Source organism: Streptomyces lincolnensis, assembly GCF_021173675.1.
Classification (GTDB): domain Bacteria; phylum Actinomycetota; class Actinomycetes; order Streptomycetales; family Streptomycetaceae; genus Streptomyces; species Streptomyces lincolnensis_B.
In genome coordinates, this window is sequence record NZ_JAIHON010000025.1 from 62,267 (window position 1) to 80,939 (window position 18,673).

General features: G+C 69.2%; 18 protein-coding genes and 1 tRNA gene. 15 read left to right on the forward strand and 4 right to left on the reverse strand.

Annotated elements, in window-relative coordinates; all coding sequences use genetic code 11:
• Positions 1–194 precede the first annotated feature (194 nt).
• The 7 genes from K4B79_RS45030 (at position 195) to K4B79_RS45060 (ending at position 8,355) form a co-directional block, all read left to right on the forward strand.
• Positions 195–1,241, forward strand: a complete 1,047-nt coding sequence (locus K4B79_RS45030) for an ABC transporter substrate-binding protein (RefSeq protein ID WP_232033261.1) — start codon at positions 195–197, stop codon at positions 1,239–1,241.
• 92 nt (positions 1,242–1,333) lie between these two features.
• Positions 1,334–2,167, forward strand: coding sequence for a siderophore-interacting protein (locus tag K4B79_RS45035; protein ID WP_232033262.1), 834 nt, complete (start codon positions 1,334–1,336; stop codon positions 2,165–2,167).
• 171 nt (positions 2,168–2,338) lie between these two features.
• Positions 2,339–3,781: a lysine decarboxylase DesA gene (gene desA / locus K4B79_RS45040; protein WP_232033263.1), complete on the forward strand. Its 1,443-nt coding sequence runs from the start codon at positions 2,339–2,341 to the stop codon at positions 3,779–3,781.
• The gene (locus tag K4B79_RS45045; protein WP_232033264.1) at positions 3,765–5,045 is read left to right on the forward strand and encodes a lysine N(6)-hydroxylase/L-ornithine N(5)-oxygenase family protein; all 1,281 of its coding nucleotides are present in this window, start codon (positions 3,765–3,767) and stop codon (positions 5,043–5,045) included. The genes desA and K4B79_RS45045 overlap by 17 nt, the downstream gene beginning before the upstream one ends.
• Positions 5,042–5,584, forward strand: a complete 543-nt coding sequence (locus K4B79_RS45050) for a GNAT family N-acetyltransferase (protein ID WP_232033265.1) — start codon at positions 5,042–5,044, stop codon at positions 5,582–5,584. Before K4B79_RS45045 ends, K4B79_RS45050 begins: the two co-directional genes overlap by 4 nt.
• Positions 5,581–7,353: an IucA/IucC family protein gene (locus tag K4B79_RS45055; RefSeq protein WP_232033266.1), complete on the forward strand. Its 1,773-nt coding sequence runs from the start codon at positions 5,581–5,583 to the stop codon at positions 7,351–7,353. The genes K4B79_RS45050 and K4B79_RS45055 overlap by 4 nt, the downstream gene beginning before the upstream one ends.
• Positions 7,354–7,467: 114 nt before the next feature.
• On the forward strand, positions 7,468–8,355 hold the full coding sequence (locus K4B79_RS45060) for a DUF4429 domain-containing protein (protein ID WP_232033267.1): 888 nt from the start codon (positions 7,468–7,470) through the stop codon (positions 8,353–8,355).
• Between the two features lie 22 nt (positions 8,356–8,377).
• Here K4B79_RS45060 and K4B79_RS45065 read toward each other — a convergent pair whose 3' ends face one another.
• A complete protein-coding gene (locus K4B79_RS45065) occupies positions 8,378–9,940 on the reverse strand; it encodes a purple acid phosphatase family protein (RefSeq protein WP_232033268.1) in 1,563 nt (520 codons plus the stop codon).
• 187 nt (positions 9,941–10,127) lie between these two features.
• Between K4B79_RS45065 and K4B79_RS45070 the strand changes: the two genes are divergently transcribed.
• The gene (locus K4B79_RS45070; RefSeq protein WP_232033269.1) at positions 10,128–10,385 is read left to right on the forward strand and encodes a hypothetical protein; all 258 of its coding nucleotides are present in this window, start codon (positions 10,128–10,130) and stop codon (positions 10,383–10,385) included.
• Between the two features lie 13 nt (positions 10,386–10,398).
• Positions 10,399–12,216, forward strand: coding sequence for a glutamine--fructose-6-phosphate transaminase (isomerizing) (glmS, locus tag K4B79_RS45075; RefSeq protein WP_232033270.1), 1,818 nt, complete (start codon positions 10,399–10,401; stop codon positions 12,214–12,216).
• A gap of 149 nt (positions 12,217–12,365) precedes the next feature.
• On the opposite strand, the gene K4B79_RS45080 is transcribed toward glmS, so the two are convergent.
• Positions 12,366–12,932: a GPR1/FUN34/YaaH family transporter gene (locus K4B79_RS45080; RefSeq protein ID WP_232033271.1), complete on the reverse strand. Its 567-nt coding sequence runs from the start codon at positions 12,930–12,932 to the stop codon at positions 12,366–12,368.
• 116 nt (positions 12,933–13,048) lie between these two features.
• Positions 13,049–13,576: a universal stress protein gene (locus K4B79_RS45085; protein ID WP_020277234.1), complete on the reverse strand. Its 528-nt coding sequence runs from the start codon at positions 13,574–13,576 to the stop codon at positions 13,049–13,051.
• A gap of 354 nt (positions 13,577–13,930) precedes the next feature.
• Between K4B79_RS45085 and K4B79_RS45090 the strand changes: the two genes are divergently transcribed.
• From K4B79_RS45090 to K4B79_RS45115, 6 genes are all read left to right on the forward strand, one after another.
• Positions 13,931–14,293 carry a hypothetical protein gene (locus K4B79_RS45090; protein ID WP_232033272.1) on the forward strand — a complete coding sequence of 121 codons (363 nt, stop codon included), beginning with the start codon at positions 13,931–13,933 and terminating at the stop codon, positions 14,291–14,293.
• Positions 14,294–14,671: 378 nt separating this feature from the next.
• Positions 14,672–15,937 (forward strand): helix-turn-helix domain-containing protein, encoded by a 1,266-nt coding sequence (locus tag K4B79_RS45095; protein ID WP_232033273.1) that lies wholly within the window; start codon positions 14,672–14,674, stop codon positions 15,935–15,937.
• A 165-nt stretch (positions 15,938–16,102) separates the two neighbouring features.
• The gene (orn, locus tag K4B79_RS45100; protein ID WP_232033274.1) at positions 16,103–16,705 is read left to right on the forward strand and encodes an oligoribonuclease; all 603 of its coding nucleotides are present in this window, start codon (positions 16,103–16,105) and stop codon (positions 16,703–16,705) included.
• A gap of 109 nt (positions 16,706–16,814) precedes the next feature.
• Positions 16,815–16,887, forward strand: a tRNA-His gene (locus K4B79_RS45105).
• Positions 16,888–16,975: 88 nt separating this feature from the next.
• Positions 16,976–17,266 carry a zinc-ribbon domain-containing protein gene (locus tag K4B79_RS45110; protein ID WP_232033275.1) on the forward strand — a complete coding sequence of 97 codons (291 nt, stop codon included), beginning with the start codon at positions 16,976–16,978 and terminating at the stop codon, positions 17,264–17,266.
• A gap of 16 nt (positions 17,267–17,282) precedes the next feature.
• Complete coding sequence (locus K4B79_RS45115) at positions 17,283–17,792, forward strand: GNAT family N-acetyltransferase (RefSeq protein ID WP_232033276.1); 510 nt, start codon at positions 17,283–17,285, stop codon at positions 17,790–17,792.
• On the opposite strand, the gene K4B79_RS45120 is transcribed toward K4B79_RS45115, so the two are convergent.
• Complete coding sequence (locus K4B79_RS45120; protein ID WP_232033277.1) at positions 17,778–18,587, reverse strand: serine/threonine protein kinase; 810 nt, start codon at positions 18,585–18,587, stop codon at positions 17,778–17,780. The two genes, K4B79_RS45115 and K4B79_RS45120, sit on opposite strands and share 15 nt — an antisense overlap.
• Positions 18,588–18,673 lie beyond the last annotated feature (86 nt).

Here is an 18,673-nt window from a genome sequence, read left to right on the forward strand (position 1 = left end):
GCATGGATTCACAGGTATTGAGGGCCGGGTCCCTGGGAACACGCTTCCCCGGGGCCCGGCCTTCGTGGTGTTCGTCTCAGACGATCACCTTGGCCCACTCGTGAGGTTAGGCTAACCTAAGCCTGTTTCCAGCCACCCGCCGTAGGCGCACACCCCCCAGTGGCCCCGTACGCACCGAAAGCAGACCCACACCCATGTCGAACGCCAGAACCGCCAACTTCTCCCGCCGCGGCCTGCTCGCCGCTGGTGGCGCGCTCGGACTCGGCGCCTTCCTGGCCGCGTGCGGCGACAGCGACTCGGAGAGCAGCGGCTCGGACTCGACGGCGTCCGCCAAGGCCTCCGGTCCCTGGAGCTTCAAGGACGACCGTGGCACGACCGTGAAGCTGGACGAGGTCCCCACGAAGATCGTCGCCTTCGTCGGCGTCGCCGCCGCCCTGTACGACTACGGCATCGACGTCAAGGGCGTGTTCGGCCCGACGACGCTGAAGAACGGCAAGGCCGACGTCCAGGCCGGCGACATGGACGTCAGCAAGCTGACCGTCTTCGGCAACGTCTGGGACCAGTTCAACGTCGAGAAGTACGCGGCCTTCGCGCCCCAGGTGCTCCTCACCACGACCTTCGACAGCGCGGGCACCCTCTGGTACGTGCCGGAGGCCTCCAAGGACAAGATCGCCAAGCTGGCCCCCAGCGCCGCGATCTCCGTCTTCGACCGCCAGCTCACCGCGCCGCTCCAGCGCATGTGGGAGCTGGCCGAGTCGCTCGGCGCCGACATGACGGCCGCGAAGGTGACCGACGCCAAGAAGCGGTTCGAGGCCGCCTCGGAGCGGCTGCGCGAGGCCGCCAAGGCCAAGCCCGACATCAAGGTGCTCGCCGGTTCCGCCGCGCAGGACGTCTTCTACGTCTCCGGCACCAACCTCTCGGTGGACCTGGAGTACTTCAAGGCCCTCGGCGTGAACTTCGTCGAGCCCTCGGAGGCGGCGAAGAAGGCGACGGGCGGTTGGTTCGAGACGCTGAGCTGGGAGAACGTCGACAAGTACCGGGCGGACATCATCATGATGGACGACCGGTCCGCGACGATCCAGCCCGCGGACATCACCGAGGCCACGTGGAAGCAGTTGCCTGCGGTGAAGGCCGGGCAGGTGATCGCGCGTTCTCCTGAGCCGATTCTGTCGTACGACAAGTGTGTGCCGATGGTGGAGAACCTGGCGAAGGCGATTGAGTCCGCGAAGAAGGTCGGTTAGGCGCGTTGTTCACTGCCGGTCCGTTGTGGCCGGTCGCGCAGTTCCCCGCGCCCCTAAGCAGGCGCACCTGACGTCGATTCAGGAGTTGACCCATGACTGCGGCCATAGCCGCCCCGTTCCGCTTCTTCTCTCTTCAGGTCGTGCGGACGAGGCGGCTCGGGCCGTCTCTCGTGCGGATCTCCTTCGCCGGGGAGGATCTGCGCGCGTTCCACTCCCTCGGCCTCGATCAGTCGCTGTCGTTGTTCATCCCGGCCGAGGGGCTGAGCGAGCCGCGCGTCCCCGTCGAGCTCGGGGACGACTGGTGGCAGGGGTGGCGGGATCTGCCCGACGACGTACGGGCCGTGATGCGGTCGTACACCTTGCGCGGTCTCAGACGCGACCCGGACGAGATCGACATCGACTTCGTGCTGCACACTCCGGCCGGCCCCGCCTCCGCGTGGGCGGCGCGGGCCGCCGAGGGTGACAAGGTCCTGCTGCTCGGCCCGGCGGTCGCGGACAACCGCGCGATCCGCTTCCGGCCGCCGGAGGACACCGACCTCGTGGTCGTCTGGGCCGACGAGACCGCCGTCCCGGCCGCCTGTGCCATCGTCGAGTCACTGCCGGCCGGCACCCGTGCCCGGGTCTGGCTGGAGGTGCCGGAGGCCGGGGACGTCCTGGACGTCGTGACCGAGGCGGACGCCGAGATCACCTGGCTGGTCCGCGGCACGGGGGGCTCCGAGACCTCCCCCATGGCTCTCGGCGCCCTGCGCGCCGCGCGACTGCCGTCCGCCGAGCACCCGTACGTCTGGATCGCGGGCGAGTCGGGGTGTGTGAAGGAACTGCGCCGGCACTTCGTCCGGGACCGCGGGGTCGACCGCCGCAGAGTCACCTTCGTCGGCTACTGGCGTCAGGGCCTGACCGAGGAACAGCTGCGCGAGCAGGCGTGACGCGCCCGTAGCGACCAACTCACGCACCACAGGACTGCGTTCGAAGTGACGGCAGTCACGGCAGGGGCCGGTTTCCCCACAGGTTAGTTAGGTTAGGCTTACCTAAGTTGAACCCGGGGTTCCGCCCCGATCCTGTCCCGCACGGATTGTCCCCACCGGAGGACCCCACACATGCGCTCGCACCTGCTCAACGACACGACCGCGGAGCACTACCGCCGCTCCGTGACCGAAGGCATCGAGCGGGTGGCGGCCAAACTCGCCACCACCGACCGTCCGTTCACCGGCGTCGCGGTCGACGCGCTCTCTCCCCGGATCGACGCGATCGACCTCGACGAGCCGCTGCGCGACACCGCCGCGGTGCTCGACGAGCTGGAGGACGTCTACCTCCGCGACGCCGTCTACTTCCACCACCCGCGCTATCTCGCGCACCTCAACTGCCCGGTCGTCATCCCGGCCGTGCTCGGCGAGGCCATCCTCTCCGCCGTCAACTCCTCCCTGGACACCTGGGACCAGTCGGCCGGCGGCACGCTCATCGAGCGCAAGCTCATCGACTGGACCACCGCCCGGATCGGCCTCGGTGAGAACGCCGACGGCGTCTTCACCTCCGGCGGCACCCAGTCCAACCTCCAGGCGCTGCTGCTGGCGCGCGAGGAGGCGAAGACCGATTCCTTCGCGAAACTGCGTATCTTCGCCTCCGAGGTGAGCCACTTCAGCGTCAAGAAGTCGGCGAAACTGCTCGGCCTGAGCCAGGACTCCGTGGTCTCCCTCCCCGTCGACCACGACAAGCGCATGCAGACCGTGGCGCTCGCCCGTGAGCTGGAGCGCTGCAAGCAGGACGGCCTGGTCCCCATGGCCGTCGTCGCCACCGCGGGCACCACCGACTTCGGCTCCATCGACCCGCTGCCCGAGATCGCCGAGCTCTGCGCCCAGTACGGCGTGTGGATGCACGTCGACGCCGCCTACGGCTGCGGACTGCTCGCCTCGGTCAAGCACCGGAACCGCATCGACGGCATCGAGCGGGCCGACTCTGTCACCGTGGACTACCACAAGTCCTTCTTCCAGCCGGTGAGTTCCTCCGCCATCCTGGTCCGCGACGCCTCGACACTGCGCCACGCCACCTACCACGCGGAGTACCTCAACCCGCGCCGCATGGTGCAGGAACGTATCCCCAACCAGGTGGACAAGTCCCTCCAGACCACCCGCCGCTTCGACGCGCTCAAACTGTGGATGACCCTGCGCGTGATGGGCGCCGACGGCATCGGCCAGCTCTTCGACGAGGTGTGCGACCTGGCGGTCGAGGGCTGGAAGCTGCTGGCCGCCGACCCGCGCTTCGACGTGGTCGTCCAGCCCACCCTGTCCACGCTCGTCTTCCGCTACATACCGGCCGCCGTCACCGACCCGTCCGAGATCGACCGCGCCAACCTGTACGCCCGCAAGGCCCTGTTCGCCTCCGGCGACGCGGTGGTCGCGGGCACCAAGGTGGGCGGCCGCCACTACCTGAAGTTCACCCTGCTCAACCCCGAGACGACGGTCGACGACATGGCCGCCGTCCTCGACCTGATCGCCGGCCACGCCGAGCAGTACCTGGGAGAATCCCTTGACCGCGCTTCCTGAACCCACGAAAACCCACGACTTCGTGGGGATCGGGCTGGGCCCGTTCAACCTCGGCCTGGCCTGCCTCACCGAGCCCATCGCCGAACTCGACGGGGTCTTCCTGGAGTCGAAGCCCGACTTCGAGTGGCACGCCGGCATGTTCCTGGAGGGCGCCCACCTCCAGACCCCGTTCATGTCGGACCTGGTCACCCTCGCCGACCCGACCTCGCCGTACTCCTTCCTCAACTACCTGAAGGAGAAGGGCCGGCTGTACCCGTTCTACATCCGCGAGAACTTCTACCCGCTGCGCGTCGAGTACGACGACTACTGCCGCTGGGCCGCCAACCGGCTGAGCAACGTCCGCTTCAGCACCACGGTCACGGACGTGACGTACGAGGCCGAGGACGAGGTCTACGTCGTGCACACGGCGGCCGGTGACGTCTACCGCGCCCGTCACCTGGTCCTCGGCACCGGCACCCCGCCGTACATTCCGGAGGCCTGCCGGGACCTGGGCGGCGACTTCATCCACAACTCCCGCTATGTGCAGCACAGAAGCGAGCTGGTGAAGAAGGACTCGATCACCCTGGTCGGCTCCGGCCAGTCCGCCGCCGAGATCTACCACGACCTCCTCGGCGAGATCGACGTCCACGGCTACCGGCTGAACTGGGTCACCCGCTCCCCGCGCTTCTTCCCGCTGGAGTACACCAAGCTCACGCTGGAGATGACCTCCCCGGAGTACATCGACTACTTCCACGCGCTGCCGGAGCAGACCCGCTACCGCCTCACGGCCGAGCAGAAGGGCCTGTTCAAGGGCATCGACGGCGACCTGATCAACGAGATCTTCGACCTGCTCTACCAGAAGAACCTCGGCGGCCCGGTCCCCACCCGGCTGCTCACCAACTCCTCGCTGAACAGCGCGCGGTACGAGAACGGCACGTACACCCTGTCCTTCCGCCAGGAGGAGCAGGAGAAGGACTACGACATCGAGTCGCAGGGCCTGATCCTCGCCACCGGCTACCGCTACGCCGAGCCGGAGTTCCTCAAGTCGGTCCGCGACCGCCTGGTCCACGACACGCAGGGCAACTTCGACGTCGGCCGCAACTACGCCATCGACGTCACCGGCCGGGGCGTCTTCCTCCAGAACGCCGGCGTCCACACCCACAGCATCACCAGCCCCGACCTGGGCATGGGCGCCTACCGCAACAGCTTGATCATCCGCGAGCTGCTCGGCACCGAGTACTACCCGGTCGAGAAGACGATCGCGTTCCAGGAGTTCGCCGTATGACCCCTACGACCTTCACCTTCCGCCCCCTCGACCCGCTGAAGGACGCCGAGCTGCTGCACTCCTGGCTCACCCACCCCAAGGCCGCGTTCTGGATGATGCAGGACGCGAGACTGGAGGACGTCGAGCGCGCCTACATGGAGGTCGCGGCCGACGAGCACCAGGAAGCCCTGCTCGGGCTCGACGAGTTCGGCGTGCCGGTGTTCCTGATGGAGAGGTACGACCCCGTACACCGCGAACTGGTCGGGCTGTACGAGCCCCGGCCGGGCGATGTCGGCATGCACTTCCTCACCCCGGCGACCGACACCCCCGTGCACGGGTTCACGCGGTCCGTCATCACCGCCGTGATGGCCCACCTCTTCGAGGACCCGGCCGTGGAGCGGGTCGTCGTGGAACCGGACGTGACCAACAAGGCCGTCCACGCCCTGAACGAAGCCGTCGGATTCGTGCCCGAGCGCGAGATCCAGAAGCCGGAGAAGAAGGCGTTGTTGAGCTTCTGCACGCGAGAGCAGTTCGTCGCGGCCACGGGGGTGAGCGCATGACCCTCGCCGACGCCGTGGCCCACCTCTCCCCCGACCGCTGGGAGAAGGCCAACCGCCTCCTCATCCGCAAGGCCCTCTCCGAGTTCGCGCACGAGCGGCTGCTCGCACCCGAGGAGACGGACAAGGCCCAGTACGTCGTCCGCAGCGACGACGGCCTGACCCGCTACGACTTCTCGGCCGCCCGCCGGTCCCTGGACCACTGGCAGGTCGACGCCGACTCCATCACCCGGCACCGCGACGGCGCCGAACTCCCGCTCGCCGCCCTGGACTTCTTCATCGAGCTGAAGGACACCCTGGGCCTGAGCGAGGAGATCCTGCCGGTCTACCTGGAGGAGATCTCCTCCACCCTCTCCGGCACCTGCTACAAACTCACCAAACCGCAGACCCCGGTCGCCGAGCTGGCCAGAAGCAGCTTCCAGGACATCGAGACCGGCATGACCGAGGGCCACCCCTGCTTCGTGGCCAACAACGGACGGCTCGGCTTCGGCATCCACGAGTACCTGTCGTACGCCCCCGAGACCGCGAGCCCGGTCCGCCTGGTCTGGCTGGCCGCGCACCGCTCCCGAGCGGCGTTCACGGCCGGTGTCGGCATCGAGTACGAGTCCTTCGTACGGCAGGAGCTGGGCGAGGAGACCGTCGAGCGCTTCGACGGCGTGCTGCGCGACCGCGGCCTGGACCCGGCCGACTACCTGCTCATCCCGGTCCACCCCTGGCAGTGGTGGAACAAGCTCACCGTCACCTTCGCCGCCGAGGTCGCCCGCGGGCACCTGGTGTGCCTGGGCGAGGGCGACGACGAGTACCTGGCCCAGCAGTCCATCCGGACCTTCTTCAACCGCTCGCACCCGGAGAAGCACTACGTCAAGACGGCCCTGTCCGTCCTCAACATGGGCTTCATGCGCGGGCTCTCGGCCGCCTACATGGAGGCGACCCCGGCGATCAACGACTGGCTGGCCCAGCTGATCGAGGGCGACCCGGTGCTGAAGTCGACGGGCCTGTCGATCATCCGCGAGCGGGCCGCGGTCGGCTACCGGCACCTGGAGTACGAGCAGGCGACGGACCGCTACTCGCCGTACCGCAAGATGCTGGCCGCGCTGTGGCGCGAGAGCCCGGTGTCCTCGCTCCAGGACGGCGAGTCGCTGGCGACGATGGCCTCCCTGGTGCACGTCGACCACGAGGGCAACTCCTTCGCGGGCGCGCTGATCGAGCGCTCCGGGCTGACCCCGACCCAGTGGCTGCGCCGCTACCTCAAGGCGTACTACACCCCGCTGCTGCACAGCTTCTACGCGTACGACCTGGTGTTCATGCCGCACGGCGAGAACGTCATCCTGGTCCTGCGGGACGGCGTGGTCGAGCGCGCGATCTACAAGGACATCGCCGAGGAGATCGCGGTCATGGACCCGGACGCGGTCCTGCCGCCGACGGTCGAGCGGCTGCGCGTGGACGTCCCCGAGGACAAGAAGCTCCTGTCGATCTTCACGGACGTCTTCGACTGCTTCTTCCGCTTCCTCGCCGCGAACCTCGCCGCCGAGGGAATCCTGGAGGAGGAGGACTTCTGGCGGACGGTCGCGGAGGTCACCCGCGACTACCAGCACTCGGTGCCCGAACTCGCCGAGAAGTTCGCGCGGTACGACATGTTCGCGCCCGAGTTCGCGCTGTCCTGCCTCAACCGCCTCCAGCTGCGCAACAACAAGCAGATGGTGGACCTGTCCGACCCGGCCGGCGCCCTCCAGCTGATCGGCACCTTGGACAACCCCCTCGCGGGTCTGTAAGGGGTCCTCGCAAAGACCTCCAAGTCCCCAACTACCAGGCGGGGCCCGGGAGTACGGTCCTCCCGGGCCCCGTCTTCCTGCCTGCGGACGCCGTCCGAATGCCAGACTTGCCGTATGGCGGAAATCATCCAGAAGGACGGCACGTGGGTTTTCGACGGCGACGCCCTGCGACTGACTCCCGGACGGGACAAGAACGTCAGTCTGCTCCGCAAGAACCTGGGTGAACTCGTCGTCCCCCTGGGCGCGTTGGCCGGGGTCTCCTTCGAACAGGGCAAGAAGACGGGCCGGTTGAGGCTGCGGCTGCGGGACGGCTCCGATCCGCTGCTGCTGGCGACCGGCGGCCGGCTCGGCGAACCGCACGACCCCTATCAGCTGGCGGTCGAGTCCGACCGGTACGGCGTCGCCGAGTACTTCGTGGACGAGGTCCGCAACGCGCTGCTCCTGGACCAGGTCCCGGCCGACCCGGTGGACACCTATCTGCTGCCGGGCCCGTCGGTCCCGCTCTCCGTCTCCGCCGGGGACGGCACCGCCAGCTTCGACGGCGAGCACATCCGGCTGGAGTGGAACTGGAAGACGGAGGACGCCAAGGCCGCCGCCGGGGCCCGCACCCTCGCCCTGACCGACCTGGTCGGCGTCGAGTGGCATCCGGCGGTCGGGCTGGAGAACGGCCACCTGCGCTTCACCGTGCGCAACGCGCCGACCAAGGCCCCGCCCAAGTACGACCCGAACGCCGTGGAGCTGTGGGGCTTCAAGAAGGACCCGCTGATGGCGATGGTCGCGGCGGCGGTCCAGGCCAGGCTTCCGCACCCGGCCCGGGCCACCGCCCACGAACAACTGCCGAAGGGGCAACCGGAAGTGCCCTCTCCTCCGGTCCCCACCGCCGAGGACGACCACGACGCCCTCCTGCGCCGCCTGCGCGAGCTCGGGGAGCTGCACCGCACGGGCGTGCTGACGGACGAGGAGTTCACCATGGCCAAGCAGGCGATCCTCAAGCGAATGTGATGTAACGGCCGTACGAGAGCCGCTACTTGGCCTTGCGGGCCACCGTGAAGTGGTCGATCCGGTCACCGGTCTCGGCGATGCCCTGGACCTTCAGCTTCGCGTAGTGGCCGCGCGGCGCGGGCTCGACGTCCACCCGCAGGAACGAGTAGTTGAGGTAGCGCACCCGGGACCAGGCGACGGTCTCGTCGACCTTGCCGTCCTTGGTGTTGACGAAGGAGGCGACGGAGTCGCGCTCGTTCAGGTGCCCCTCGTAGGAGTCCGGCGCGGAGAAGGCGTACAGGCTCCGCCCGGCCGCGCCCGCCGTGACGTAGACGACGCCCTCGGTCTCGGGGTAGGCCGTGTCGCCGATGGCGAGCTTCTTGGCGACCTTGTTCCCCTTGATGACGTCGGTGCGCTCGTACTGGTGGTTGTGGCCGTTGATGACCAGGTCGACCTGGTACTTCTCGATCAGCGGCACCCACTCCTGGCGCACGCCCCCCTCCGAGGCGTGTGCGGTGGAGGTGCAGTACGCGCAGTGGTGGAAGAAGACGATCACGAAGTCGATGTCGTGGGTGGCCCGGTACTTCTTCAGCTGCCCCTCGAACCACGTGGTCTGGGTGCCGCCGGAGAGGCCGAGGTTGGCGGGGATCTCGTACGACACGTCGTTCGGGTCGAGGGAGATGATCGCCGTGTTGCCGTAGACGAAGGAGTAGACGCCCGGCAGGTTGGCCTTGTCCGGACCGTTGTCGGGGAGCGTGAAGCGGGCCTCCTCGCCGCCGTAGCCGTTGGGCGAGTACCAGGCCTCCATGTCGTGGTTGCCGTAACTGACCATCCACGGCACGGACTTGGCGACCGACTCGGTCTGGGCGAGGAACTGGTCCCACACCCGCGAGTCGAAGCCGGTGTCGGCGGACTTGCCCTGGCCCGCCGGGTCGGCGTAGGCGATGTCGCCGGCGTGCAGGTGGAAGGCCGGGTTCTGGCCGAGCAGCAGGCTGTCGTTGGCGAGGCCGTGGTAGCTGACGCCCTGGTCGCCGAAGGCCGTGAAGGTGAACGGCTTCTTGTGCGCGGGCGCGGTGGTGAAGGTGCCGAGGGTGCCGAGGAGGTGCGGCTCGGCCGGGTCGAAGCCCTGGTGGCCGACGCCGTAGTAGTAGGTCCGGCCGGGGCGCAGGTGGCTCAGCTTGGCGTGGACGTAGTACTGGGTGTGGTCGGCGCTCGCGCCGACGCCGGCCGGGGTGTACAGGGTGCGCACCTCGGCCTCGATCTTGCGGGAGAGGTCCCAGGGGTGGGCGCCGATCCGGATGAAGGGCTTCTTCACCGCGACCGGGACCTGCCAGGAGACGGTCATCTCGGTGCGCGGGTCGTTGCCGTAGGCGAGGTGGCGGCCGAAGGGGGCGACGAGAGCGCCGTCGACGGTCGCGGCACTCGCGAAGGTGCTGGTCGGTGTGGCGGCCTGGGCGGTGGCGCCCGGTACGAAGGCACCGCCGGCGACGGCGCCCAGGGTGACCGCGCCGCCTCTGATCATCGTGCGCCGGGAGAATCTGGCGCGCAGGTACTCGTGCTGCTCGGCCATGCTCATGCGCTCGGCCAGCTGCTCGGGTACGCCCATGCGAGGAATGTCCATGGCGTCTGAAACTCGTCCCCTCAGGCGACGAGCCGCAGGACCACGGATGGACGGCGCACGAACAGGCACTCATGACAGGTTCAACGTTCCCCCAAAGATCCCCCTATAGCACTCTGCCCGAATTCGGGCAGGATTCTTGCGAAACTCCTTCCGGTACCCCAGGATCTACCGGGTGCACGACGAACTTGTTGATCATCTGACGCGCTCCTCGCCCCTCAGCCGGGGCGAGGCGCTGCGCGTGATCCAGGACGTGCTCGCGTACTTCGACGAGACGACCGAGGACTACGTCCGTCGCCGCCACCGCGAACTCCAGGCCCAGGGCCTGGTGAACGCGGAGATCTTCGGACGGATCGAGGCGGACCTGAAATACCGAGCGGTGGCGCCGCCTGAGCTGACACTGAGGCAGCTGCGCCGCATGGTCTACGGCTAAGGGACACATCTGTATGTGCGGAATTGTCGGATACATCGGGAAGCGTGACGTCGCTCCCCTCCTGCTGGAGGGCCTGCAGCGGCTGGAGTACCGGGGCTACGACTCGGCCGGCATAGTCGTCACCTCCCCCAAGGCGACCGGCCTGAAGATGGTCAAGGCCAAGGGCCGTGTGCGCGACCTGGAGGCCAAGGTCCCGGCCCGCTTCAAGGGCACCACCGGTATCGCCCACACCCGCTGGGCCACCCACGGCGCCCCCTCCGACGTGAACGCCCACCCGCACCTGGACGCCGAGGGCAAGGTCGCCGTCGTCCACAACGGCATCATCGACAACGCCTCCGACCTGCGCCGCAAGCTGGAGGCCGACGGCGTCGAGTTCCTCTCCGAGACCGACACCGAGGTCCTCGTCCACCTGATCGCCCGCGCCCAGGGCGCGAAGCTGGAGGACAAGGTCCGCGAGACCCTCCGGGTCATCGAGGGCACCTACGGCATCGCCGTCCTGCACGCCGACTTCCCCGACCGGATCGTCGTCGCCCGCAACGGCTCCCCGGTCGTCCTCGGCATCGGCGAGAAGGAGATGTTCGTCGCCTCGGACATCGCCGCGCTGGTCGCCCACACCCGGCAGATAGTGACGCTGGACGACGGCGAGATGGCCACCCTCAAGGCCGACGACTTCCGCACCTACACCACCGAGGGCACGCGTACGACGGCGGAGCCCACCACGGTCGAGTGGGAAGCGGCGTCCTACGACATGGGCGGCCACGACACCTACATGCACAAGGAGATCCACGAGCAGGCCGACGCCGTGGACCGTGTGTTGCGCGGCCGCATCGACGACCGCTTCTCCACCGTGCACCTCGGCGGCCTCAACCTGGACGCCCGCGAGGCCCGCCGGATCCGCCGCGTCAAGATCCTCGGCTGCGGCACCTCGTACCACGCGGGCATGATCGGCGCCCAGATGATCGAGGAGCTGGCCCGCATCCCCGCCGACGCCGAGCCGGCCTCGGAGTTCCGCTACCGCAACGCGGTCGTGGACCCCGACACCCTCTACGTGGCGGTCTCCCAGTCCGGCGAGACCTACGACGTCCTGGCCGCCGTCCAGGAGCTGAAGCGCAAGGGCGCGCGGGTCCTGGGCGTGGTGAACGTGGTCGGCTCCGCGATCGCGCGGGAGGCCGACGGCGGCATCTACGTCCACGCTGGCCCCGAGGTCTGCGTGGTCTCCACGAAGTGCTTCACCAACACGACGGTGGCCTTCGCCCTGCTGGCCCTCCACCTCGGCCGCACCCGCGACCTCTCCGTCCGCGACGGCAAGCGGATCATCGCGGGCCTGCGCAAGCTGCCCGAGCAGATCGCCTCGGTGATGGAGCAGGAGGGGGAGATCGAGAAGCTGGCCCAGCAGTACGCCGAGGCCCGCTCCATGCTCTTCATCGGCCGCGTCCGGGGGTACCCGGTCGCCCGAGAGGCCTCCCTGAAGCTCAAGGAGGTCTCCTACATCCACGCCGAGGCCTACCCCGCCTCCGAGCTCAAGCACGGCCCCCTGGCCCTCATCGAGCCCGCCCTCCCCACGGTCGCGATCGTCCCCGACGACGACCTCCTGGAGAAGAACCGGGCAGCCCTGGAGGAGATCAAGGCCCGCAGCGGCCGCATCCTCGCGGTGGCCCACCAGCACCAGGAAAAGGCCGACCAGACCATCGTCGTCCCCAAGAACGAGGACGAACTCGACCCCATCCTGATGGGCATCCCCCTCCAACTCCTCGCCTACCACACGGCCTTGGCCCTGGGCAGGGACATCGACAAGCCCCGCAACCTCGCCAAGTCAGTGACGGTCGAGTAAGAAACCTAGGGGCGCGGGGAACGGCGCGATCAACCCCCACCGGCCCGCAGAGGCCGAACAAGAGGACGGCCCCCCACGTGCTGCCACCAAGCACACGGGGGGCCGTCCTGAACGCCGGGGCCGCCCAATACCCCGACGCCGGCTGCCAACTAACCCGTGGCCGTCACGCCCCGGCCGGCAGCACGCCTCGGAACAACCGTCGGCCACTGCGCGAACACCGCCGTCGCCGCGTACCAGGCAACCGCCCCCGCGGCGACGGCGAACCAGCCGCCGACCTTCGCGAGCCCGTCGTTGTCCGCGAAGTTCGCGATGGCCATCAACACCAGGGAGACGAGGAACAACCCGTACGTGCCCTTGGCGAGTTGATCGCCCGCACCCACGGTCAGGGTCAGCGCCACGAGGGCGAACAGCAGCAGGAACAGCCCGGCGGCATTCGCGGAGACCTGGTTGTCGGAGGAGACGGCCCAGGTGAACCAGAGCGCGCCGAGCGCCGAGAACGTCGTACCGTTGACGGCGTCACCGTGGCGGAGGGCCAGCAGGCCGGTGACGAAGAGGGCAACGCCCCCCACATACTGGGCGATTGACATGGCGTCGGCCGCCGTCACGCCGTCGATCACTTCGGTGTACCCCAGCCCGAAGGCCAACAGGGTGACTGCCAGGGCGAGTCGGCCGACCACGGTGGTGGTCGAGTTTCCCGCGGAGACGTCTTTGTCCACGGCGGGCTCCCTTCGTGCATGTGCAGTTGTGCGGTGACCGATATATGCCCTTCACAAGGGCACAAACACCTCTACGCACGAGTAGGTTTGCACATCTCACCTGGGAGAACGACGAGTTACGGAATGACAACGACGGGCCGCTTGGCCCGCTTGGCGAGCCGCCCCGCGACGGAACCGAAGATGCGTCCGACGATGCCGTGCGTGGAACCGACGACGATGGCGTCCGCTTCGTACTCGCGGCCCACCTCTTCGAGTTCGTGGCAGATGTCGCCGCCGCGTTCGACGAGGATCCAGGGCACCTCGGCGAGATAGTCGGCGCAGGCGAGCTCCAGGCCGAGGACCTCGGTGCGATGGTCCGGCACGTCGACGAAGACCGGTGGCTCGCAGCCGGCCCACACCGTGGTGGGCAGCCGGTTGGCGACATGGACGATGATCAGGCCCGACCCGGAGCGATGAGCCATACCGATGGCGTACGCGAGGGCGCGCTCACTGGACGTGGAGCCGTCGAAGCCGACCACGACGCCGTGCTTGAAGGCGGGGTCGCAGGAGTGGCGTGGCTCTTCCGCCGCCAGGGGCTCGGCCGCCGTGGGGTCGGCGACGGGCCGCTTGCGGTCCGCGGGTTCGAAGAATTCGTGACCGGCCATGGCTGTCTCGGCGTATAGATCCTTGATCGGGAGGGACGACAGTGTGCGGCGGAGCTGTGTCCGGGAATCATCTTCCCAACCCCATACCCCCAAGGGTACGGCGGCACGCCTCCTTAGCCCAGATCCCGCCCCCCGTGCGTGGGGGTTCCAGGGAGCATGCACGAGGGGCCGCCCGTAACGCAATGGTTGCTGCGTTGTACAGGCGGTTTGCACAGCATTCACTTACCGGGGCTCCACAGCGCGGTCGAGATACGGCCCGATCGGCCCGCTCACCCGTCCGCGTGACCCACCGACACAGTGACCGACGGGTCGAACACGCGTTGAACCCCCTGAGCCACGCCACAGGGAGCACCCATGTCCGGACCCAGACGCCCCTCCGAGGCTCCCCCCGTGCCGCAAGCCTGGGGAGAGCCGACCCGTGCGACCCCGCCCGCCCACGACTCCACGACGGACGTCGTCCGCTGGGCGGCCTTCAGCTGTGTCCTGGTTCCCGTGGTGCTCCTCTGGTACGGCACCTCGCTCGCGGGCGCCGCCGGCACCGCGCTCGGCCTCGCCGCCGTCACGGCCGTCTGCCGTATCCTCCTGCGCCAGTCGGAGCGGGGCGCGGCACGGCTGTTGGCCGAAGACCGGGCCCCCCATCGCGGCCGTCGGCACCGGACCGGAACCGGTACGCACAGAGGCGGGCGTCACAGTGGGGGAAATACACCGGTCGGCTGACCGGTTTCCGCGCACGCGCCCGACTCTTTTCAGCCAACTTCTGGCCACCCGGCATCCGGGTGCCCAACCACCCCCCAACCCCCGTTCGACCTGCACGGAAAGGGTCCCGGGGGGCCTGCGCACCCTACGTGGATTGGCCACTGCGACAAGGCGCACTTCCCTGCACGCCCCACGAGTGCAACGCTTCGTGATCGAATGCTTCACGCCAAGTTGCCAAGTCGACAATCTGCCGGGTGACGAACTGGTCACCCCGGCACCACGCGACACAGTAGATTCGATCTTGACTGTCTTACGGCGGGGGACTCGTGCAGGACCGAGGGGAAACGTGCAGGAGCGACACAACCGAGGAGCCGCGACCACCGAGGGGGGCTTAGCAGTATGAGCCACGACTCCACTGCCGCGCCGGAAGCCGCGGCCCGGAAACTCTCCGGGCGACGCCGCAAGGAGATCGTCGCGGTGCTGCTGTTCAGCGGCGGCCCCATCTTCGAGAGTTCCATACCGTTGTCGGTGTTCGGGATTGACCGCCAGGACGCCGGCGTGCCGCGCTACCGCTTGTTGGTGTGCGGCGGCGAGGAAGGCCCACTGCGGACCACAGGGGGCCTGGAACTCACCGCACCGCATGGGCTGGAGGCGATCTCCCGGGCGGGCACCGTTGTCGTGCCGGCCTGGCGTTCGATCACCTCGCCACCGCCGGAGGAGGCGCTCGACGCACTGCGTCGCGCGCACGAGGAGGGCGCCCGCATAGTCGGGCTGTGCACCGGCGCCTTCGTGCTGGCGGCGGCGGGACTGCTGGACGGTCGTCCCGCGACGACCCACTGGATGTACGCGCCGACGCTGGCCAAGCGCTATCCGTCGGTGCACGTCGATCCCAGAGAGCTGTTCGTCGACGACGGGGACGTACTGACCTCGGCGGGGACGGCGGCCGGAATCGATCTCTGTCTGCACATCGTGCGGACGGACCACGGCAACGAGGCGGCGGGAGCGCTGGCCCGGCGCCTGGTGGTCCCGCCGCGCCGGAGCGGCGGTCAGGAGCGCTACCTCGATCGATCTTTACCAGAGGAGATCGGCGCCGACCCGCTCGCCGAGGTCGTCGCCTGGGCGCTGGAACACCTCCACGAGCAGTTCGACGTGGAGACGCTGGCCGCGCGCGCGTACATGAGCCGTCGTACGTTCGACCGCCGGTTCCGCTCGCTCACCGGGAGCGCGCCGCTGCAGTGGCTGATCACCCAGCGGGTGCTTCAGGCGCAGCGGCTCCTCGAGACGTCGGACTACTCGGTGGACGAGGTCGCCGGGCGGTGCGGGTTCCGGTCGCCGGTGGCGCTGCGCGGGCACTTCCGGCGGCAGCTGGGGTCCTCGCCCGCGGCCTACCGGGCCGCGTACCGGGCTCGGCGGCCGCAGGGCGAACGGGCGGCCGTCGCGGCGGACGGGGACGGGTCGTTGCCGTCCGCCGGGGGTGGAGCGGGGGCCGGGGTGCCGGTGCCGCTGCATCCTGAGGGTGGGCCGGTGCCGATGCAGACGCGTCGTACGCCGAGTCCTGTCGGGACGTCCGCGGGGTTGTCGTCCTCGTCGCCGTCCTCCGAGAACGGGCGTGAGGCGTACGCGGGGAGCCGGGCGAGTCTGCCGGGGCAGCGCAGCGGGATGTGAGTGCGGGGTGGGGTGGGGTGGGCGTGATCTTTTCTCGCCCCCGCCGCCCCTACCCGTCCCATCCCTGGGGGCTCCGCCCCCAGACCCCCTTATCGGCCCTCAAGGGGCCTCGTCCTCGAACGCCGGACGGGCTGAGATGGCCTCGGTCAGCCTTAGGGTGGTCGCATGAACGATCGCATGGTGTGGATCGACTGCGAGATGACCGGCCTCTCGCTGTCCGACGACGCTCTCATCGAGGTGGCCGCCCTCGTCACCGACTCCGAGCTGAACATTCTCGGTGACGGTGTGGACATCGTCATCCGTCCGCCGGACCGGGCGCTGGAGACGATGCCGGAGGTGGTGCGTCGGATGCACACCGCGTCCGGGCTGCTGGACGAACTCGCCGGCGGCACGACGCTGGCGGACGCCGAGGAGCAGGTGCTCTCCTATGTCCGCGAGCATGTGAAGGAGCCGGGCAAGGCCCCGCTGTGCGGCAACTCGGTGGGCACGGACCGCGGTTTCCTGCTGCGGGACATGCCCACGCTGGAGGACTACCTGCACTACCGGATCGTCGACGTGTCGAGCGTCAAGGAGCTGGCCCGGCGCTGGTATCCGCGGGCGTACTTCAACAGCCCGGAGAAGAACGGCAACCACCGCGCCCTCGCCGACATCCGCGAGTCCATCGCGGAGCTGCGCTACTACCGCGAGGCCGTCTTCGTACCGCAGCCCGGTCCGGACTCCGACACCGCGAAGTCGATCGCCGCGAAGTACGTGCTGCCCGCGCAGTAGCGCAGGTCAGGGGCCCGGGAAGGGGCGCCGCACAAGCCGGGCGCGAGCACCCCTTCGGACCCTGTACACTTTTTCTCGGCAGGTCGGGGAAACCCGGGCCGCCGACATGGTGGGTGTAGCTCAGCTGGTAGAGCACCTGGTTGTGGTCCAGGAAGTCGCGGGTTCAAGTCCCGTCACTCACCCTGAAGTCATCAGCCGGTGACCTTGGAAACAAGGTCACCGGCTGATCGCGTTGCGGCGCCACAGGAACCCGGCCCGGGAGGGACCAACATGATCATCTTCGGTACCAAGGGATATCTGTACCAGCTCGCGATACTGACGCTGGTGTGCGGCCAGTGCGGCAATCCCGCCGCGCACACGCTCCGCAAGCGCGTCACGAAGTTCACGCTGTTCTTCGTGCCGCTGTTCCCGTTCTCCACGAAGTACACGACGCAGTGCACGTTCTGCGGCGCGGAGCACAAGGTGCCCCAGGAGCAGGCCGAACAGCTCCAGGCGCAGGCCGCGAGCGGCCAGGGCGGGCAGCCCCAGGGGCAGTCGCAGCAGCAGCCGTACCAGTACTGAGCGAGTGGGGCCGGCCGTGCGCGCCGAGTTCCTCGCCGGGCCGCGCCTCGACCTCGTCCCGTTGCGGGTCGAGAACGCCGAGGAGATGGCCGTCGTCCTGTCCGATCCGGCGCTGCACGCCTTCATCGGCGGCGCGCCGCTCTCCCCGGCCGCCTTGCGGGCCCGCTACGAGCGGCTGGTCGCCGGGTCGCCCGATCCGGACGTCGTCTGGTGCAACTGGGTGCTGCGGTGGCGGGCGGAGGAGTGTCTGGTGGGTACCGTCCAGGCGACGGTCACGGGAGAGGCCTCGGGGCGCGCCGCCGAGATCGCCTGGGTGGTCGGGACGCCCTGGCAGGGCCGCGGGTTCGCCAAGGAGGCGGTGCGGGTGCTGGTCGCCGGGCTCGGGCGGTGGTCCGTGCGGACGATCGTCGCCCATGTCCATCCCGGTCATCTCGCCTCCGCCGCGGTCGCCGCGGCGGCCGGGCTCACACCGACCGACGAGGAACAGGACGGGGAGCGTCGGTGGCGACTGTCACCGGGTGACTGACCGCCAGGCCGCCGCCAACTCCCCCACTCCCGCGAGGCGTTCGGCCGGGTCCGGGCGCGTGGCCCGTGCGATCACCGCCAGCTGGTCGGGCGTACCCCGGAAGGCCTGCTCGCCCTCGCCGGCGTCCAGGAGCAGGCGGGCGGCGCGGCCCAGGACGTGGACCGTGGTGCGGGTGTCGATGACGGCACCGCGGCGCCACTCCTCCGGGGCCATGAAGCGGCGCGAGCCGGGGAGTCGGTCCGCCGCGAGGACGAAGGGGCCGGGGCGGTAGTCGTCGAGGTCGATCAGATGGACCTCGTGGGCGTCGAAGTCGTACAGCAGGGAGCCGTCGTAGAAGTCGACGGCGACCTGGCCCGCGGCCTCGACCGCGAGGTGGGCGTCCAGGACGCGGTCCAGGGCGGTGAGGATCCTGGGGAGCGGCAGGGCGCGGAAGCGGGGCAGGGGGGCGTCGGGGCGGGAGCGGTGCGCGGCCGGGGTGTAGAGGCACTCGCCGGCATGCCAGGGGGTCACCACCGCCGTACGGCCGTCCCCCACGGTGATCCGGTGCAGGTGCGGGACGATCGCGGGGTGGCGGACCGTCCGGTGGAAGTCGCGGGCGTTCTCCAGGGAGCGCTGGGCCCGGTCGGTCGTGGCCGCCTTGACGAACCAGCGGGTGCCGTCCGGGAGTTGGACGCCGTAGGAGATGTTGCCCGAGTCCTGGGTGCGGAAGGCGCGGAAGATCTCTCCCGCTGTGCGGAGGTACGGCTCGATCTCGGGGACCTCGGTGACGTGCAGCAGGGGGTGGTGGCCGGTCATGGGAACCAGCATGGGCCCACAGGGACGGCGCCGTCCGGGCGCGAGCGGCGTATTGTCTGCTTATGAGCCGTTCGTGAGGTGGGAGG

Excerpts from the sequence above, each read along its gene's own strand:
- K4B79_RS45030 (WP_232033261.1), top strand. The coding sequence starts at position 195 with ATGTCGAACGCCAGAACCGCCAACTTCTCCCGCCGCGGCCTGCTCGCC.
- K4B79_RS45035 (WP_232033262.1), top strand. The coding sequence starts at position 1,334 with ATGACTGCGGCCATAGCCGCCCCGTTCCGCTTCTTCTCTCTTCAGGTC.
- desA (WP_232033263.1), top strand. The coding sequence starts at position 2,339 with ATGCGCTCGCACCTGCTCAACGACACGACCGCGGAGCACTACCGCCGC.
- K4B79_RS45050 (WP_232033265.1), top strand. The coding sequence starts at position 5,042 with ATGACCCCTACGACCTTCACCTTCCGCCCCCTCGACCCGCTGAAGGAC.
- K4B79_RS45055 (WP_232033266.1), top strand. The coding sequence starts at position 5,581 with ATGACCCTCGCCGACGCCGTGGCCCACCTCTCCCCCGACCGCTGGGAG.
- K4B79_RS45060 (WP_232033267.1), top strand. The coding sequence starts at position 7,468 with ATGGCGGAAATCATCCAGAAGGACGGCACGTGGGTTTTCGACGGCGAC.
- K4B79_RS45065 (WP_232033268.1), bottom strand. The coding sequence starts at position 9,940 with ATGGGCGTACCCGAGCAGCTGGCCGAGCGCATGAGCATGGCCGAGCAG.
- glmS (WP_232033270.1), top strand. The coding sequence starts at position 10,399 with ATGTGCGGAATTGTCGGATACATCGGGAAGCGTGACGTCGCTCCCCTC.
- K4B79_RS45085 (WP_020277234.1), bottom strand. The coding sequence starts at position 13,576 with ATGGCCGGTCACGAATTCTTCGAACCCGCGGACCGCAAGCGGCCCGTC.
- K4B79_RS45090 (WP_232033272.1), top strand. The coding sequence starts at position 13,931 with ATGTCCGGACCCAGACGCCCCTCCGAGGCTCCCCCCGTGCCGCAAGCC.
- K4B79_RS45095 (WP_232033273.1), top strand. The coding sequence starts at position 14,672 with ATGAGCCACGACTCCACTGCCGCGCCGGAAGCCGCGGCCCGGAAACTC.
- orn (WP_232033274.1), top strand. The coding sequence starts at position 16,103 with ATGAACGATCGCATGGTGTGGATCGACTGCGAGATGACCGGCCTCTCG.
- K4B79_RS45110 (WP_232033275.1), top strand. The coding sequence starts at position 16,976 with ATGATCATCTTCGGTACCAAGGGATATCTGTACCAGCTCGCGATACTG.
- K4B79_RS45120 (WP_232033277.1), bottom strand. The coding sequence starts at position 18,587 with ATGACCGGCCACCACCCCCTGCTGCACGTCACCGAGGTCCCCGAGATC.